The organism is Paenibacillus sp. J45TS6, assembly GCF_018403285.1.
Taxonomy (GTDB): Bacteria; Bacillota; Bacilli; order Paenibacillales; family Paenibacillaceae; genus Paenibacillus.
On the sequence record NZ_BOSJ01000013.1, the window covers coordinates 1 to 18,183 of the forward strand.

An 18,183-nucleotide genomic window follows, 5' to 3' on the forward strand; every position below is an offset into this window, starting at 1 on the left:
GCTAAGATGTGAATAGCTCATGGACTGATTCTCCTGTGTGAATTTGGTGTGGTAACTTAATTCTACACGAATCAGGCCATGGGCCATTTTTATTTTTTGAGTAAGGTGTCGCACTTCATATTACAATTCGTCATATGATAAACCATTCATAAGATGACTATATCCAAAATAATAAACGATATGATCTTTAAAGGAATGAGTAGTAGTCCCCGTTTCAACAAGTTCTTTGTGAATTTTTTTTGCTAAAGTCATTAGCTCATCTGACAAGGATAAAACCATTTCCCAGTTTTCTACTGCATAATTTATTTGCATCAAATTCACAATAGTGTCCAAGTCTAAGGGCTCTTTATAGGGATGATGTACATTCATTAATGTCTCTCCTCGTCAATTTTATAGAAATATTTACTATATTTTACAGTGAAAACTGATAGATGGTCAATAAATTATAGAAAGGACTATGAAATTGTGACGAAATGGTTATAAGGAGCTACTATCCACGGGTCTGAAGTTAGTGTATTCAACCTCCGAAACATATGATTTATACAATATGTGAAAAATTCATAATAGAAAATATACATATCGCATACTATTTGAACATAATCACCTTTTTTCTAATCTCACCATACTTCAGACTGGAAAAAAGGTCCCTAATACGACAGTAAAAGCACATGGGTGGTCTTTACATTGGTTATAAAATGTAAGACCAACATTGTCTTTAATTCAAAGTATCAGCTATTACTTTCAGAACCGGGATGGTTGGGAAGTACTGTTACATTTCTTAGTGCACGATCAAGCAATATAATCGACTTACAAAGAAGATTAGTAAAAGCGATTTTTCATTACTAGAACTTTTAGAATCGTTAATATGAAGTGAATATAATTCTCATATCGACCTTGGGGCATACCTATTAAGGCTTGAACCAGATAAAAATATTCAATTAAAACTAGTAACTAAAGGGAATCAACTAATGATAGATGGTAGCTTAATAGTTAAACTGCAGTTTTTATGCCGCAAGTTGTCTGTTATAAAATTTTATAAAATAGAATATAAAAATTGTTATAATAGAAGCTTGCTTGTTAAATATTCTGTATGAAGGAGAAAAATAATGGGGTCTTTTTGGAGAAAATTCATATTTTATTTAGCCGTGTTTGTTTTTGTCTTATTCATGACAGTCAATGGATATTCTGAACTCCTCACATTTGGGATTGTTGCTGTTGTCTTACTATCATTTTTACTGCTCTATTATTATCCTCTACTCTTGGAAAAGCGCATAGATCGCTTAGAATCTTTTTTATTAAAACAGAAAAAAACGCCTGCAATTTACATCAACTATGTCCTTGCTAACAGGCTAGAGGATGAAGCAAGGTTGGTTATAGAGCAGCTTATGAGTAAATATAAGCAGCCAGAGACACAGGCTCCGTTCAAGGCGGCATTTGGTGTTTACCAAAAGGATATGGCTATTGTTCGGGAGGCTGTTCCGTATATCCGACAATCCGATTACCGCGCGTATTACGAAACGATCCTTCATATACAGAATGGGGAAAGAGATCAGGCGCAAATAAGACTTGAATCAATCAAGAAACAATGGATGAAATTAGCATTGCTTGTTGAAATGGAGAGTAGTGCAGGCAACCATGAAGCAGCCATTCAGTATGCTAGGAAAGCAATAAACTCTTCTAGGGGCGTTCACTGTTATGTGCTATATAAAGAATACGAAAGAGAGTTACCGCAAGCTGTTGAAGCCATATCGTAAACTCACTTGACACATTTAGCTAGGCATATTTTATGCATCAGATTCGCCACCAAACGGGTCGCGTGAATTAATTTTTCAGGCCTTCACCTTTTGATTAACCTAATATGACATGACAACAAACAAGAAGAGAGGGTTACCAAAATAATGGGCTCCGTCTCTTCAGGGTAACGAGTAGAATAGGTTTGGTAGGTGATATGCATTTTAAGATGTTTATTCAATAACATCCAATCATGATGCAGCAATCGTTTACAATCTTCTATTCGTAATAAGTAGCCGTATAGAATTACATTTCACTAAATAATTGAACAATATTGTACAGTAGCATTAAGAAAAGCGTTGTCATAAAGCAACGCTAAGTTCGAGGGTGTCTATATAAAGCTACAACACTAGAAACAAAGCCTATCAATCCAGTTATAAAGAATATATATGATACTACTAATGACATACCTTCTATGTTGTTAGTAAAGATTCTATATCCTCCTACTGTGCATATCCCAAAACAACTAATCAAACCAATGAATATGTTAAATTTACGTTTGTCTGCCAAAAAAACACCTCCGAATAATAATGTATTTATTTTGTTAACACAAAACTAATTGTTAGTTAACTTTCTCCTCAAGGTAGCGTCAAGAATTTTGTGTAAATGAAAATAACCTTCTCTTGTAGAAGTGATGTTAGTCTCTAGTGATGAACATCGCTTGGAGTTCGGCACGTGCTTGATCAAAGCCAATGTGACAACGAGTAGTAAATCGCTGGTTATAGATTTCAAACTGTGAAACCAGAAACTTCTCAAGAGCTTCTTCATGTGGGAATTGCTCTTTGCGCTTAGTATATCTCTTAATTTGTTTATTGAAAGATTCAATTAAATTGGTTGAATAAATGCTTCTCCATATGGACTTTGGAAAACTGTAGAATGTGAAGATATATGGATTTTCTCGTAGAGATGTAACGACCTTGGGATAGATGGGTTTCCATTTGTCACAGAACGATTCTAGAGCAGCTTTGCCAGCTTGTTCATGGTCAGCTCTGTACACCGATTTAAAGTCTCCACAGATCTCTGCACGGTCAGATACACGTACTTTATGAGCGATATTACGTGCCAGATGAACACAACACGTTTGGTATTTGGCTTGTGGATAGACTTGCTGAGTGGCATCTACTATACCTTTTAATCCGTCTGAGATAAAGAGGAGTACTTCATGCGCACCACGTTCGCGAATATCTTGCAGGAGTTCTTTCCATACATAGGCCGATTCGGTGGGCGCAATGGCGTACGTTAAGACTTCTTTTGAGCCATCTTCACGAATCCCCACTGCAAGATATACAGCTTCCTTAGACACCGTTTCGCGTTTAACCGCAATGTAAGTCGCATCTAAATAGACGCAAACATAACGTTTTGTTAGCGTACGCTTCATGAAGGCTTCTACATGCTCCACCATAACCTTGGTCATGTTAGATATCGTTTGAGGTGTGTAATGATGACCGTACATTTTCTCGATAAGCTCAGCAATTTCTGTCATTGTCACACCCTTTTGGAACATGTGAATGACGAAGGATTCAAGCGTATCATTGGTCCGCTTGTACGGAGCTACCGTCTGTTGTTTAAACTCTCCGTTGCGATCACGTGGGATGTTAAGCTGCAGTTCACCATACTCAGTGCGAAGTGTACGCGTGTAAACTCCATTGCGAGAATTTCCAGAATTCAATCCCAGCCGGTCGTACTTTTCATAGTCTAGGAATGCCGTTAATTCTGTTTCTAACAAGCGATTCATAGCTATTTCTAAGTGGCAACGAAAAACTTCGGTTATATCCTGTTTTGTGACTAGAGCTTGAACTAAATCTGTTGTAAAATGATTCATAGGGAAGACCTCTTTTCTGTGAATTGTGGTGTGGTAACTTCATTCTACAAGAAAAGGTCTTCCTTTTTGCTATTTATCTATTTACACATAATATTTTAAGCTCTCCTCCTCAACCTATAGTTTGATAATAATATTACACATAAATACAATAAAAAGGTATTACATCATTAAAATGTAATACCTTTTTATTAGTTTAATTTTAAATATTTCATTTTTACGTCTTTCTCAATTAAAACTCTTAAGATGGAAGCCCGGGGTGTAAATTTTATTAAATAAAATTACACAAAGACGATATTTAGCCCTTATTTTATTTGCCTTATTGTTGGGAAAACCTTTAATGAATCATTTTATTGCATTAAGGTGTGGATTTGTTAATACTGAACATATTTTTTCTTCGTTTGTGTTCGAGATACCAGCGGAAATTTTTCCTAAAATTTCGTAAAGAATCGCTGATGGTAGGTTTTCCTTCAACTGATTTTTTTACTTTTTTTGCTTCCAAGTGGTGCTAGCTTGTTATCTATTTATAAGAACCTGCTGAAGGGCTATCTTTGAAATTCATATGAATTTCAAAGATAGCTTTTTTTCGTAGTCAGGCGATCCTGGCCATTTCTTTTACGTGACCCAGCAATCGTAAAGGGCAAGAGTACTTTTTTATATCAAACTGTTAGATGTTGTACCCTAACCCCCGTTCCATTGAGTATTTTAAGACTACCACTCAAACTCTGTTTTGTAGCGGTAAAAAAAATACCAGCTCAAATACTTTATCAATGTACGAAATTCATTGCGATTCAAAGAGGAAATTGTCTTTCATAATAGGTTTACTTATGAATATGAAATATTTCTAGAAAAAAAGCAGGAATAATGTCGAATTATAGAAAAATAAGTCTATATTTCTGGATAAAATTGTCTTACAATAAAGTCTGAAAGTGACAAATTCCACTAAGTTAAAGAAGTAACTAGCACTTTTGACTTATTGTATGAGTTTGACACATACATCATATGATTTTAGGAGGATGGATGCAGATGTAAGTAAAAGTGAGTTGAAGCAAGTTGATATAGAAGTTTAGCGAAATTTTTTTATTCATCTTACCGTTGGAAGTTAATTTTAACATACGATCATTCTCCAACAGGGTATTTAGGCTGGATTACTGAGCCTACTATTATGAGAATCATTTTTAATTGGGGATATAGTTATTAACACATCAGAAGCCCCACTTATTGATGAAAAAAATTTCGAATATACTCTCACCGGTCATTCAACATTCCTAGATACATATGGCTAAAGGTTTGACTGTGTACACAAGAGTCATTTGTGTAAAAGGATTAGCCGAATTATGCCTGGTTTATCGTCCGTGCTTATCCATCGAGGTTCCTTTTATCAGGTAGCAGGCAGCTCGCAGCCGCATAATAACATGCATCCTTATACAGCATTAAATCTTATTATTGCACTCCGTCTTCCCACCAAAGAAATAATTGTTAAAGTAGATTTGCGATACTTAATACTAGCTGCAAATTTTCTACGAGAAAGGACAAACTGATGTTCAAGTTCTATGCTAAGAGTAAGGTTGCCGGAAAACTTTTTTTAGTTTTCACGCTTACCACCAGTTCGCTACTGTCAGGTCCGTGGACTGTAAATGCAGCAAGCCAAGATTCTCTTTTTGATACTCTTTTTAATGGCAGCTTGGATACTGAGGCAGAGTATTTTAGACCTCAGATGCCGGGCGATGTATCGTATGATGATGAAAATGAAGATAACTTTGATCCATATCTACTTGAAAAAACATGGTATTTTCTAGAGGGAGAGCATAAATGGTTTGACAATCCAGAATATATGGGTGCTGGAGAGCCATTTACAGACACAGTAAGAAAAGATGATCCTGATGGTTACAAGCGAAATTATTTCTATAGAATGATTACTCCCATACAAACTGGAGATTACAGTATTAGTGTCACCGAATCAACCCTAGAAGATACGGTCCTGTACTTATACAAAGATGATTTTGACTATGAACATCCATTACATAATTTGATAGCAGGTAATGATGATATCTCGGAAGACGACGATAATTATTTATCTCAGATCAGCAACATCTCACTTGAAGCTGGCGCAACATATTTTATGGTTATGACTGGATTTTCTAAGGGAGAGACAGGTAACGTAGCTTTTCGGGTAACTGGTCCTGATGAAGTTGGTTATAGTGATCCGGATATTTCTGGAGTTACTAATGTTTCGATAGATCTGAGCAATGCTGAAATGGTACAAGGAGAAGAACGCCAACTCACAGCTACAGTTATGGTGGTAGGTGATGCTGCACAGACAGTGGATTGGACAAGCAATGATACTTCTGGAAAAGTCTTGGTCGATAAAAACGGCAAGGTATCAGTAGCTTCGGATACAATGCCAGGTGATTACAAGATCACTGCAACTTCGACAGTAGATAACAGCAAGTATGCAACGACAAATATTACAGTGACAGCTGCACCGAATGAACCGGCAATTACGAATGTAAGCGTTGATCCGAGCAGGGTTGTAGTAGTGCCAGGAGAAGAGCAACAGCTCACAGCTACAGTTACGGTGGTAGGTGAAGCTGCACAGACAGTGGATTGGACAAGCGACGATACTTCCGGAAAAGTCTTGGTCGATGAAACCGGTAAAGTAACGGTAGCTTCCGATGCAACACCGGGTGACTACTCAATCACAGCCACTTCGACGGTAGATAGTAGTAAATATGCAACGTCCATTGTTACCGTAACACGAGCATCTGCGGTAACAAGTGTAAGCATTGATCCGAGCACGGCAGAAGTAGTGCAAGGAGGAAATCAACAGCTCACAGCTACAGTAACTGTGGTAGGCAATGCTGCACAAACAGTAAACTGGACGAAAAGTGATATATCTGGAAAAATCTCGGTTGATAAAAATGGCCTCGTTACCGTAGCTCCTGATACGAACCCAGGCTATTATACGATCATTGCAACTTCAACAGCAGATAGCAGCAAGTATGCAACGTCCATTATTACCGTAAGACCCGCTCCTGCAGTTAAAAGTGTGAGCGTAGATCCGAATGGCTTTGAAGTGAAGCAAGGAGAAAATAGACAGCTTACTGCTACAGTAGATGTGGTAGGCGGTGCTGCACAGACAGTGCATTGGACAAGCGACGATACTTCCGGAAAAGTCTTGGTCGATGAAACCGGTAAAGTAACGGTAGCTTCCGATGCAACACCAGGTGACTATATAATCACAGCCACTTCGACGGTAGATAGTAGTAAATATGCAACGTCCGTTGTTACCGTAACACGAGCATCTTTGGTAACTAGTGTAAGCATAGACCCGAGCAGGGCAGAAGTAGTGCAAGGAGGAAATCAACAGCTCACAGCTACAGTAACTGTAGTAGGCGATGCGGCTCAGACAGTAAACTGGACGAAAAGTGATATATCTGGAAAAATCTCGGTTGATAAAAATGGCCTCGTAACCGTAGCTCCTGATACGAACCCAGGCTATTATACGATCATTGCAACTTCAACAGCAGATAGCAGCAAGTATGCAACGTCCATTATTACCGTAAGACCCGCTCCTGCAGTTAAAAGTGTGAGCGTAGATCCGAATGGCTTTGAAGTAAAGCAAGGAGAAAATCGACAGCTTACTGCTACAGTAGATGTGGTAGGCGGTGCTACGCAGACAGTGGATTGGACAAGCGACGATACTTCTGGAAAAGTCATGGTCGATGAAAAGGGTAAAGTAACGGTAGCTTCTGATGCAACACCGGGTGACTATATAATCACAGCCACATCAACAGCAGACAGTAGTAAATATGCAACGTCTGTTGTTACCGTGACACCAGCTCCTGCGGTTACAAGTGTAACAGTAGATCCGAGCAGTGCTGAGTTGGTACAAGGAGAAAACCGCCAACTTTTTGCTAAAGTTACAGTGGTAGGCGGTGCAGTTCAGACAGTGAACTGGACGAGCAGTGATACTACTGGAAAAGTCTCGGTCGATAAAACCGGTAAAGTGACGGTAGCTTCCGATGCAATACCAGGGGACTACACGATTACAGCCACTTCGACGGCAGATAGTAGTAAATTCAGTACTTCTACGATTAGCGTAACACCAGCACCTGCGGTCACAAATATAAGCGTAGATCCGAGCGAAGCTGAAGTGAAGCAAGGAGAAAATCGACAGCTCACTGCTACAGTAGCTGTGGTAGGCGGTGCTGCGAAAACGGTGAATTGGACAAGCGACGATACTTCTAAAAAAGTCTCGGTCGACGAAAAGGGCAAAGTAACGGTAGCTTCCGATGCAACACCAGGAGAGTACACGATCACAGCCACTTCGACGGTAGATAGTAGTAAATATGCAACGTCCGTTGTTACTGTAAGACCAGCTCCTGGGGTTACAAGTGTAACAGTAGATCCGAGCAGTGCTGAAGTGAAGCAAGGAGAAAATCGTCAGCTTACTGCTACAGTAGCTGTGGTAGGCGGAGCTGCGAAAACGGTGAATTGGACAAGCGACGATACTTCTAAAAAAGTCTCGGTCGACGAAAAGGGCAAAGTAACGGTAGCTTCCGATGCAATACCAGGGGACTACACAATTACAGCCACTTCGGCGGTAGATAGTAGTAAGTATGCAACGTCCGTTGTTACCGTAACACAAGCATCTGCGGTTACAAGTGTAACAGTAGATCCGAGCAGTGCTGAGTTAGTACAAGGAGAAAACCGTCAACTCACTGCTAAAGTTACAGTGGTAGGCGGTGCAGGGGAGACTGTAAACTGGACGAGCAGTGATCCTACTGGAAAAGTCTCGGTCGATAAAACCGGCAAAGTAATGGTATCTCCCGATGCAATACCAGGCGACTACACGATTACTGCCACTTCGGTTGTAGATAATAGCAAGCATGCAACCACCAATATTACAGTGATAGCTGCACCAGCTGAACTAACGTACAAGATTGCTACAATTACTGATCAAAAAGTAATGTCTCTGATTGAAGGATACAATTCAGGAACTCAAGAAACAAAGAACGTTATCGTTTCAAACATTGGAACTGGGAATTTAACGAACTTGAAAGCAGAACTAACTGCTGGAGAAGTTAGCGCTTTTGAAATAACTTCAGTACAGGACACGTTAAAAAGTGGAGATACAAACAGCTTTGTTTTGAAAGCAAAAAATGGTTTAACAGCAGGAACCTATACGGCAATAGTAACCTTATCTGCAGATAACATGTCTTCGGTTACGTTCCAAGTCACACAAGTTGTGAACTTGCCGAGTGTTCCAGAAATTCCTCAAACGCCAGTTTCAACAACTCCTGTATCCACAACACCTTCTCAACAACCTGCAGATACAGAAGTTGAAGTTTTGGTAAACGGTGAAATCGAGAGAGCAGGAAAACTGGTTAATTCTATTTTAAATAACCAAACTGTCTCGATGGTTATAGTAGATCCAAATAAGCTTAATGAGAAGTTGGCGCAAGAAGGTGATCATGCTGTGGTGACGATCCCTGTTATTAATGGATCTGACGTTGTAATCGGGGAATTAGATGGACAGATGATCAAAAATTTGGAACAGAAGCAAGCAGTAGTGAAAATTCAGACAAATAATGCTACTTATACATTACCTGCTCAGGAAATTGATATTGACGCAATCTCTAAACAGATTGGACAGACTGTTCCTCTCAGATATCAAGGTTCAGATTAAAATTGCTTTAACTGAACCAGCGATAAACCAGGCTGTTCAACGTGCAGCAGACAAAGCTGGCCTGAGTATTGTCGCTCCACCAGTTGATTTCTCAATTGTAGGATCTTATGAGAACAAGTCAGTTGATATCAACCGTTTTAATGTTTATGTGGAACGTTCTATTGCTCTTCCAGATGGGATAGAGCCTAGCCAAATTACAACCGGTGTTGTCATCGATTCTAATGGCAATGTTCGTCATGTTCCAACTAAAGTGGTACAGATAAATGGAATCTACTGTGCAGTCATCAACAGCTTAACAAATAGTACCTATGCAGTGGTGTGGAATCCTCTTGAGTTCAGCGATGTGAGCCATCACTGGGCAAAAGAAGCAGTTAACGACATGGGGGCTAGGATGATTGTCAAGGGGACAGGGCATGAATTGTTCACGCCTGATAAGGAAATCACAAGAGCAGAATTCGCTTCTATTATTGTTAGAGCTTTAGGATTAAACGAAGAAAATGATTCCTCTAACTTTGGAGATGTGGGGTCATCGGCTTGGTATGCAGGAGCGGTACAAACCGCTTACGATTATAAGTTGATTAATGGCTTGGGAGATGGATTGTTCCATCCTACGGAGAAAATCACTCGTGAGCAGGCGTTAGTTATTATAACAAAAGCGATGCAACTCACGGATCTTAAGGTTGATTGGTCACAGCAAGATTCTGAAGAGATTTTAAATTCGTATACTGATGCTAAGAAGGTGTCTTCTTGGGCAAAAGACGCCACTGCAATCGTTTTACTAACTGGAATCTTAAACGGTAAGAGCGACCAAATCCTTGCTCCAAAGGATTTCATAACGCGAGCAGAAATAGCTGCATTGATGCAAAGGCTGTTACAAAAATCAGATCTAATTTGACCGTGATATTAACTATGATGCGTGCAGGATGAGTCTTTTCTCTTTCAGTTGTTTAGAGATACACGAAAGTCGACCTCAAGGCGTTTATCCAGAGGAGATACTTATTAAAGATTTTCACTAAACTACTAAATGTAGCGTAAAATATGAAAACCGTCTTCAGTGAATCACTGAGACGGTTTTTTGACTATTGTGCTCAAATCCGTATATTTTATCGGTTAAAAGTTTAAAAATTTATTTTCATAATACTGAACAAGCTCATCCAGATCATTAGTTGTTAACAATTTCAGCGGTTTCATCACCTTCAGATTGGATTATTAGCTGGATAAGTACATTATATATATATTGTTTAGTCAATTATTAAATATATGAATTTTAAATTAAGTGAATATTCCGTCGTAATAGCTTTTACATATATATCGCAATTTATATGAAGGAACTCCTCTATTTTCGTGTTTTCATCAAACATCTTACTTGTGTAAGGCTTGTAATTAGCATATAACTGATTCATCTAGCGCTTCTAATGTAGCTTCTTTCAAAGATAAAGCATGCTCTCGTGTAAAGATCTTCGTAATTAGTTTGAATTCAAATTCCTTCCTGAATAGCTTTTCTTCAGCCTTTCTCATATGCATCTCACTTCTTTTTAATTAGAGTGATTCCTGTATTTCTTAGTAAGGGTTTCCTCCAAGAACTATTTTTAACCCATCATACGCCTTTACCTCTTTTTACAGCATGCGATTATTATTCAGTTAAGAGCCGGTTCATTTCTTTCAAGGTTTATGCTGATTTAACATGCTGATTCATCTTCACCTGAAAATCTTTACTCTCGTGAATAATTTGCTCTAGCTCTTTAGTATAATTCTTCTTCTCTTTTGTGAGTTCTTGAGATCTTTTAATTCGATTTTTGAACCTGAAACTAACTTTTAAGCTTCCTCTTGATCCTTGCAAGAAAGTTAAGATCAGAAAAAATGTTACGTGTTTATTTCATGAAGTACTGAGTACTGAGGGCTGATGCTACCAGCTCTAAAGTGGCTGCGCCGCTTAAGAGCTGGTACGCACCGCTGGCGGGTTACTTCAGTCGATAACGAGAGCGCCTAAGCCGGAAAATTCTTCGGCTAAAGCGCTCTAGGTTCCTGTCTGTCGCTTTACACCACGCCACGGAGCCAAAGGCTAATGGCTTTGAGGTTAACTCAGGGAAGGCATGTCTGCATCATGAATGTTCCGCGCTACTCCACTTATCATCAAGCAGCCACGCAAGGTGAAGCACCATGATCCGCTGCGCTCCTTCATCGTGCAAAAGATAAGAGATATAGAGAAGGAAAAGGCGAGAACCGGCAGTTGCCGGTTCTTTTTTAATCTAGCGTTTTACGCCTTTTGCCTTCCGCATGGTAACAAGGGCAAAGCGACTAACCTTCCAGGAGGCCGAGCCTCTGGCTTCACCTCTCCACCTCCTGAAAGCTAAGTCGCTAAGCGGCATGTTCAAGGGGCCGAAAAGTTTTTTCTTCTTCTAGCAAAGAAAATGCGCTGAAAAAATTTTTCGGCTGAAACCCTTGATCATACCGCTATGCCCTTGTTTCCAAGCTACGCGTCAAAAGGCGAAAAAACGCCCTTTCGGGACCTGATCCCATGCGGCAGGCAAAAATGTGAGTGCTACGTAGCACAAGAAAAGGAGAGGTGAAAATGATATTTAATAAAGACTTCATGAAATTTTCTAGTTTGTATCAAACAGTTGAACGCACCTGTGAATGTAATCCAGCAGAAGACTGTCCGATCTGTGAGGGAGAGGGAAAGGTTACAGTCCTGGATGAAAGAGAAGAGTCTCAGTACTGGCACAGGATGGAAGAGGAATTGGTATACCGATTAGAGGCTGACTTTTATGAATCCAATTTCGTAACGGACATTTACCGAAAAGAAGACAAGCTATGTATTACTTATGTAGGCGGAGAATTTCATCCATCCCAAACGTTCTGGTTTGATATTAAGTTTTTAAATAAACTAGCACGCCATAGTGAAAGTCAAGTACATCTATGGACGGTTACGATTGGTGAAATACATGCTTTGTCTTCTGATGTGTATAACGAGGTCATCGTTCCTTTTTTTAAAGATGAGCTAGCAGGAATAGGGCATTTGTAGAATTTTTATATTTCACGATGGATGAGCTGAACGAACCCGCTTGGAAGATGCTATCTATTGTTAGGCGTAAGGCGCTGTGATTTTTCTTCTCATAACGAGCCGCAGGTAAAAACTTTGACTTTAGTGCATTTAAATAGACTATCCAACTAAATGAAGAGAGGGAGATTAGAGATGAAGGAAAGACAAAAAGGTTATGCACGAAAAGCGCTGGATAAAAAGTTTGTTCGATTAGTGCCAGATGAAGAAGAACAGCTAGATATCGGGTTTGCAGACGATATTGAAAGAGAAGATAGTTACAGCTGGGTATATGAGTATAAAGGCAAGTGGGTGATGCTCACTTACCATTTAGATACAAAGGAAGTTATGGTGTCGGTAGCAAAAACTCGTCAGGCATTCTGATGAGTTTTACGCTAAAAAGATACCCCGCCTCTCCTGTAGAGTTTTCAATATTGATTAGAATTTTAATTGGCTTTAGGAAGGCTCTTTTTAGCCCTTAACTCTTGACTATCGCTACTTGTAGTTCTAAAATGAAGTTAAGTTAGTCATTACTAGCCGAGTAGTAGTCATTGTAAACTTAAAGGTAATACCGGGAATTCCCGTTATCTTCATATTTTTTCCAAGGCGAAAAGAACCCTAACGGCCAAAGTAAGGGTTCTTTTTGTTTTGTATGAATTATTCAGGTTAAGTGTAGAATAAGAATATAAAAAAGCCCCGGCAGGGGCATTCCTAGCTTACAGTGCAGCGGTCATATTTATGGCGGTCTTTTATACCTAGCTTAACGGCCAAGTAAAGCTAGGTATACGGCCGGACTTGCCTTTTCTGCCGAGTCTTTCTTATCTTACAGTGGGAATCCTAGTAGCAATGCAAACAACCGGATACCCCAGTAAAGTCCATAAAACACTGGTCCAAGTATAGCCACCCATTTGATGATCTGCTTTCCAACAGTTCGAATGGGGGCTATTTTGGTTTGTATCCAATTTTCTGCTTTGTTCGTTATCTTCTTCATATTTTTCCCTTGAAGCTTACGCTGTAAGCCCTACCGCCAGTTATGATTATACTAGATACCAAGTATTTTCAGTAGTGTTATATAATAAATCTTATTTCTTCACAGGCATATAACGAATATGTTTACATACGTAAAATAAGCTACCATAAGTTCTTCTTAGATTATGCTGTAGGATTAATGTAGAAGAGGGTTTGTTCTTGCAAGTCTTACTATGGTGTAAGACGAACCAAACGTTTATTTAACTTTCTCTTGTAGGAATACTGCTAACGATCTTTTATCCATAATCCCCCAAGACTAAAAGTTGCTTTTGCAGATATGCTATCTTCATTTGAACGATACTTACTTCTACGGTAATTGGACTTTTTTTATTAAGACAAGAAATGAGTGGAGGTAGATCGGATCGACACTTTCATTTGGTCCTAGGTAACTCAATTTCAATTGCTAATACAGAATCTATAATATGATACAATTAGAGCAAATCCAGTACGATTGGAGGAATCCAATATGAAGTGGGAAGAAGTCAGAAAAATCTACCCGAATCAATTTGTGAAATTTGAAATTTTGCATTCGGAAGAAAAAAATAATGAAGAAATCATTGACGATGTAGCCGTTATAGGACCAATTACAGAAGAGAATGCTACGAAGGAATTGTTAAACAGTAAGAATAACACATTAATTTACCATACTTCAAAGGATCAAGTAGTAGTGAAGATACGTAGAGCAGTAGGTTTAAGGAGAACCATCTAATGAAAATTGAGTATAGAGATGGCTTATTATTTACTTCAATTAAGATAAGATACAAAGGTAGAGAGAAACAGATTCATAATGTGGTTATTGATACAGGAGCAAGCCATACATTAATTTCTCAGGACGAAGTCGATGATATTGGAATTAGAGTGTCCATGGAAGACGAGATTATCACTAGTTATGGAATTGGTGGTAAAGAACATGCATTTGTTAAGAAAGTGGAATCAATTGAATTAGGGGAGTACAAACTTGAAGATCATTTTATAGACTTCACATCGTTTCCGTATGATAATATTAATGGTTTATTGGGATTAGATGTTTTATTAACAGGGAAATTTAGCATTGATTTGAATCTATTAGAATTACGGAGTCTGCAATAAGATTGCGGACTTTTTTTGTGATATTTTGCTGAGATCTAAAGATTATACATATCTCAGAGCAAGGCTTGTGTTGCTACATGTATCGAGCGAAAAACAAGACTGTACACCGCTATTAAAATGCTAGACCGTACTTCATTATCCATGGTAATGGCTGTAGGTGTAGCACAGTACCCTTTTCAAACGGCTACCGTTCACCGCGGTAAAGAGTTTGCATGCTTTCGTGAACTGGAAGAATCACATGGTATGAAGGTGTATTTGCAGATCTGTATTCTTCATGGCAGCGCGGCTCCCATTTCAAGTTGGTCACGCTGAATGGAAGATTGTTTCGTTAGCATGTCACCTCAATGAAAGTAGTTACTGCTGTTGTAAAATAAAAAAGACTGCAGACAAACTAGTTTAAGCTAGTTTGCCTGCAGTCTGAACCCGCTCCTTGAGCAGGTTTTACATTTGTAAGGACAAGATTTTAGACGGAAAGTTGACAAAGTCTTGCATAGATAAAAAATTCTAAGGTTTTTAGACTTAGTTGCTACATTGATCATCGTCGTTTACATCATAGTAAACAACATTACTAGGGAGCTTGATATTGGGAACCCACAATTTTCGTCCCCCCCAGCCTTTCTCACCTGTCATTTGATAAACTGTCAATACTACTTTATCTTGTATTGATGCACCTAGTTGCCAATCGTTTGAAGACAGCATTGCACCAGTACCTTTAGCAACATTCCTATTTCTTCGAACCAAGAGAATACCCTGTGCAGTAGGATGGTCAGCTAACATAGAGTTGATAATGCTCACAAAAGCTTTAATTCGAAAATCTGATTCGGAAGTAATGTGTCTAAAAATTTCTATTATTAACCGCAAACTAACTTGATAATAGTCCTCTGAATCATCAAACTGACAAAGAAGTTGATCGAGCTCTTCTATAGTATCGTTTTCTGGAGAGAATGGATAATAGTTAGTCCCTCCTGAGATAATTCCCACCTTTTTATTGTCCAATACATTCTTTCTTGTAGGATTTACACCTTCAGGGTAATAAATCTTAATATCCTTCAAGCCACGTTCTACCTGAGAGATAATAGAGTTATTCGTAGAGTTAATATCAGAAAACAATTTATATAGTCTCTCGCCAATAAAAACCCTCATTAAGCCTTCGTCTCGATCATATCCAAACATCCGACTATGTTGCCACATAGTATCAGCCTGAGGTTTTTTTGCAGTTCGAGTATAGTAAATTGTTTGCAGACCAGGGAAAGTAACTCCTCTTCCTAGTGTATTTCCACCTATTACAATGTTTGATCCCATCTCATACTGATCACTGGTAACAGATGAAGAGCCATTCATCACAAGCACCTTTATTTGATTATTCAGCAATAGATCTTTAATTTTCTTGTGTACTTCTTCGAAAGTCTTACGTTCGTATTTCTTAGGGTATGCGCGATCAAACTCGTTTCTTAACTCTAACATAAAAGTAGGATCATCAATATTATTGGTACAATACTGTAATTCCTTATGCACATCATTTTGGAATTGAGTATGAACTGCTTGGCGAACACTGGGATGAATTAAGAAATTACATACCTTACCGCTGGATATCAGTATTTGAGCCGAGGCAACAAGATGAGAAATAATAGCTGATTTTAAAGGGTTTTCATTCGTGTCAGTAAATACTACTGATTTCGCTTCTCCCTCTTTTGGGAAGAAAAAATCACCCCCAAGGTAGCCACTACCTGGACGGAAATAGTATGTAAAATAGGGATGCCAGCCTGAAACCATGGATTGCAAAAGTATAGCTTGTGGTGTCCCCGTAACCTGAAGATAAATGCTACATGCCGACTTTGTTTTTATTTCATCTAAATACCTATTGATTGAGGATTTTCGATTTTTGTTGACAAGAGTATTTAAAGAGGCTGCATCCGCTTCATCATCGATGATAAACAGAGGATTTCCTCTCATAAAGCCTGTTGAAGCTAAAATATTCGACCATTGCTTCAGTGTGTTAACATTTTTCTTTAAAACAATAACTGTTGGTTCCATCAAACAATTTTTTGTGAATATCTCTGAATCGTATTCGTCACAAATGCAGAATCCTTTTAAATCAGCTCTAACTCTATCGATAGTTTGTTGCTGAAGAACAACATTGTCAGTTGTTAGTATAATAAATACAGGAAATCCCAAGTCTGAAGCTGCAGAAATAATTCCAAACATTTGGCCTGTTTTTCCAGATTGCACATTTCCGAAAAGTAAACCTACCTCATGGTCGCAAAATGAGAATTTTTCTAAGTATTGGGGTGCAACGTCCCCTACAGTTTTTTTTATAGAATCTGCGAGCTGATGATTACCTCTATCTATAATGGTTTGGAGATATGATTCTAAGTATTTCACAATGCTACCTCCACAACACCTGTGTTTTGGGGCAAAAACGAGAGCATCCAAACATCCATTTCTGTACCCTCTTCAGTTGTTGTCCTTAAAGTAGTTTTGGTAAGCGTAATGCTTTTTCTACCGTATTTTTCAAGCATTTCTTCTGTTATCAAACCTTCAAATGCTGTGTCTGCTTCAACTTGATTTACTGGTTCGACTAACCCTGCTGCCACAAGACGGCCTTTTATCCAACGTCCCATGATTTTCAAATCATCCTTAGAGTACAGATTCTTATTATTCTGTCCACAGGTCCACGCCTTAAATTTCCACCCATCGTCAGTAACAGCCATAAAAGGTACTTGGTATTCAGGGTATCCTTGTAATTCTTTGATTTTATTACTTACTACTATTTCTATTTCCCACCATACTCTTTTACGTCCCTTAGCATAACAAACATTTGTATTAGAACCTCGCATTTTTGGATCTTCGTGGTTAACAGGAACTTTCAAAGGAATTTCAAAAGATATGTCAGTCATTTTGCTTTGATAAGCATTAATCTCATCTGAAGTGATTCTTGTAACAAATTCTTGGTCAACCAATGCACTATTAACTTCTCGAATAATCGGGATGTTTACCTCCTGAATGTTAGCAGAGCAATTTGGCTGTTTTAATTTGTTAATAATATTTGATATTTCTTCTATTTCTTGTGGAATCTCAGTAACAGTTGATACCTCATACTGTCGTCGATTAGATGCCTCAAGTTTTATGGCGCCTAAGTTATGTGAACCGACAATTCCTGCTATTGGTTTCCCTTCTTTGTAGAATGTATAAAGCTTTCCATGATACTTGAATGTTTTAACAATTCGCACTTCACCATCAATACCTGACTTCCGCCATGCTTCATTAAGTGATACAGCTGCATGATATGTACCCTCTGGCATACCTTCTAAAAAATACATTCCTATATTTAAACACACCTTGTTAATACGATTTTCTTCAACAATCTTTCTCAATTCTTTAAGAGATGCCTTCGAAACATATCCAACTGCAATTTCTAAATAATCACAATTTGAAGCTGCTTCATTGAAATATTTTATGAATGCTTTCTGAGAATCTTCTATACGGAGCGGTAATATATCTGAACATAGTAATCTCATGTTTATTGTTTCCCCCATTGATATTGGTTATTATAAGCCGATCTTTTTAACCAATCTATTAAACTTCTCTATAGATTACTAAGTGCTTTCTGAAAGATCTGATTCTTATATCCTAATTTCAGTTCAAAATATTATAAAATTATACTATATAAGACCCATGTTGACTACGAATCGGATATTAAAGAGTCTGTTTCATTCTTAACTA

At 38.4% G+C, this 18,183-nt stretch carries 11 protein-coding genes and 1 pseudogene; 8 read left to right on the plus strand and 4 right to left on the minus strand.

All coding sequences use genetic code 11. From position 1 onward, the window contains the following. Positions 1-120: 120 nt before the first annotated feature. On the minus strand, positions 121-369 hold the full coding sequence (locus KJS58_RS17605; RefSeq protein ID WP_213534414.1) for a hypothetical protein: 249 nt from the start codon (positions 367-369) through the stop codon (positions 121-123). Positions 370-1,106: 737 nt separating this feature from the next. On the opposite strand from KJS58_RS17605, the gene KJS58_RS17610 reads away from it, so the two are divergent. Then, positions 1,107-1,754, plus strand: a complete 648-nt coding sequence (locus KJS58_RS17610; protein WP_213534416.1) for a hypothetical protein — start codon at positions 1,107-1,109, stop codon at positions 1,752-1,754. Positions 1,755-2,428: 674 nt separating this feature from the next. On the opposite strand, the gene KJS58_RS17615 is transcribed toward KJS58_RS17610, so the two are convergent. Further along, positions 2,429-3,613, minus strand: a complete 1,185-nt coding sequence (locus KJS58_RS17615; RefSeq protein ID WP_213534418.1) for an IS256 family transposase — start codon at positions 3,611-3,613, stop codon at positions 2,429-2,431. A gap of 1,537 nt (positions 3,614-5,150) precedes the next feature. On the opposite strand from KJS58_RS17615, the gene KJS58_RS17620 reads away from it, so the two are divergent. The 7 genes and pseudogenes from KJS58_RS17620 to KJS58_RS17650 all read left to right on the plus strand — a co-directional run. Next, complete coding sequence (locus KJS58_RS17620; RefSeq protein WP_213534420.1) at positions 5,151-9,302, plus strand: Ig-like domain-containing protein; 4,152 nt, start codon at positions 5,151-5,153, stop codon at positions 9,300-9,302. Then, entirely contained in the window at positions 9,262-10,197 is a 936-nt protein-coding gene (locus tag KJS58_RS17625; protein ID WP_213534422.1) for an S-layer homology domain-containing protein, read from the plus strand. Before KJS58_RS17620 ends, KJS58_RS17625 begins: the two co-directional genes overlap by 41 nt. Before the next feature lie 1,677 nt (positions 10,198-11,874). After that, positions 11,875-12,327 carry a hypothetical protein gene (locus KJS58_RS17630; RefSeq protein ID WP_213534424.1) on the plus strand — a complete coding sequence of 151 codons (453 nt, stop codon included), beginning with the start codon at positions 11,875-11,877 and terminating at the stop codon, positions 12,325-12,327. A 171-nt stretch (positions 12,328-12,498) separates the two neighbouring features. Further along, complete coding sequence (locus tag KJS58_RS17635; protein ID WP_213534425.1) at positions 12,499-12,726, plus strand: hypothetical protein; 228 nt, start codon at positions 12,499-12,501, stop codon at positions 12,724-12,726. A gap of 1,111 nt (positions 12,727-13,837) precedes the next feature. Continuing rightward, on the plus strand, positions 13,838-14,080 hold the full coding sequence (locus KJS58_RS17640) for a hypothetical protein (protein WP_213534427.1): 243 nt from the start codon (positions 13,838-13,840) through the stop codon (positions 14,078-14,080). Next, positions 14,080-14,460: a retropepsin-like aspartic protease gene (locus KJS58_RS17645; protein WP_213534429.1), complete on the plus strand. Its 381-nt coding sequence runs from the start codon at positions 14,080-14,082 to the stop codon at positions 14,458-14,460. Before KJS58_RS17640 ends, KJS58_RS17645 begins: the two co-directional genes overlap by 1 nt. Before the next feature lie 54 nt (positions 14,461-14,514). After that, positions 14,515-14,753: pseudogene (locus KJS58_RS17650) on the plus strand (IS30 family transposase); the annotation flags it as partial. A 226-nt stretch (positions 14,754-14,979) separates the two neighbouring features. On the opposite strand, the gene KJS58_RS17655 reads toward KJS58_RS17650, so the two are convergent. Together KJS58_RS17655 and KJS58_RS17660 are read right to left on the minus strand one after the other, a co-directional pair. Next, positions 14,980-16,842, minus strand: coding sequence for a Z1 domain-containing protein (locus tag KJS58_RS17655; RefSeq protein WP_213534431.1), 1,863 nt, complete (start codon positions 16,840-16,842; stop codon positions 14,980-14,982). Beyond that, positions 16,839-17,996 (minus strand): restriction endonuclease PLD domain-containing protein, encoded by a 1,158-nt coding sequence (locus KJS58_RS17660; protein ID WP_249717564.1) that lies wholly within the window; start codon positions 17,994-17,996, stop codon positions 16,839-16,841. Before KJS58_RS17660 ends, KJS58_RS17655 begins: the two co-directional genes overlap by 4 nt. Positions 17,997-18,183 lie beyond the last annotated feature (187 nt).

Excerpts from the sequence above, each read along its gene's own strand:
- KJS58_RS17605 (WP_213534414.1), bottom strand. The coding sequence starts at position 369 with ATGAATGTACATCATCCCTATAAAGAGCCCTTAGACTTGGACACTATT.
- KJS58_RS17610 (WP_213534416.1), top strand. The coding sequence starts at position 1,107 with ATGGGGTCTTTTTGGAGAAAATTCATATTTTATTTAGCCGTGTTTGTT.
- KJS58_RS17615 (WP_213534418.1), bottom strand. The coding sequence starts at position 3,613 with ATGAATCATTTTACAACAGATTTAGTTCAAGCTCTAGTCACAAAACAG.
- KJS58_RS17620 (WP_213534420.1), top strand. The coding sequence starts at position 5,151 with ATGTTCAAGTTCTATGCTAAGAGTAAGGTTGCCGGAAAACTTTTTTTA.
- KJS58_RS17630 (WP_213534424.1), top strand. The coding sequence starts at position 11,875 with ATGATATTTAATAAAGACTTCATGAAATTTTCTAGTTTGTATCAAACA.
- KJS58_RS17635 (WP_213534425.1), top strand. The coding sequence starts at position 12,499 with ATGAAGGAAAGACAAAAAGGTTATGCACGAAAAGCGCTGGATAAAAAG.
- KJS58_RS17640 (WP_213534427.1), top strand. The coding sequence starts at position 13,838 with ATGAAGTGGGAAGAAGTCAGAAAAATCTACCCGAATCAATTTGTGAAA.
- KJS58_RS17645 (WP_213534429.1), top strand. The coding sequence starts at position 14,080 with ATGAAAATTGAGTATAGAGATGGCTTATTATTTACTTCAATTAAGATA.
- KJS58_RS17660 (WP_249717564.1), bottom strand. The coding sequence starts at position 17,996 with ATGGGGGAAACAATAAACATGAGATTACTATGTTCAGATATATTACCG.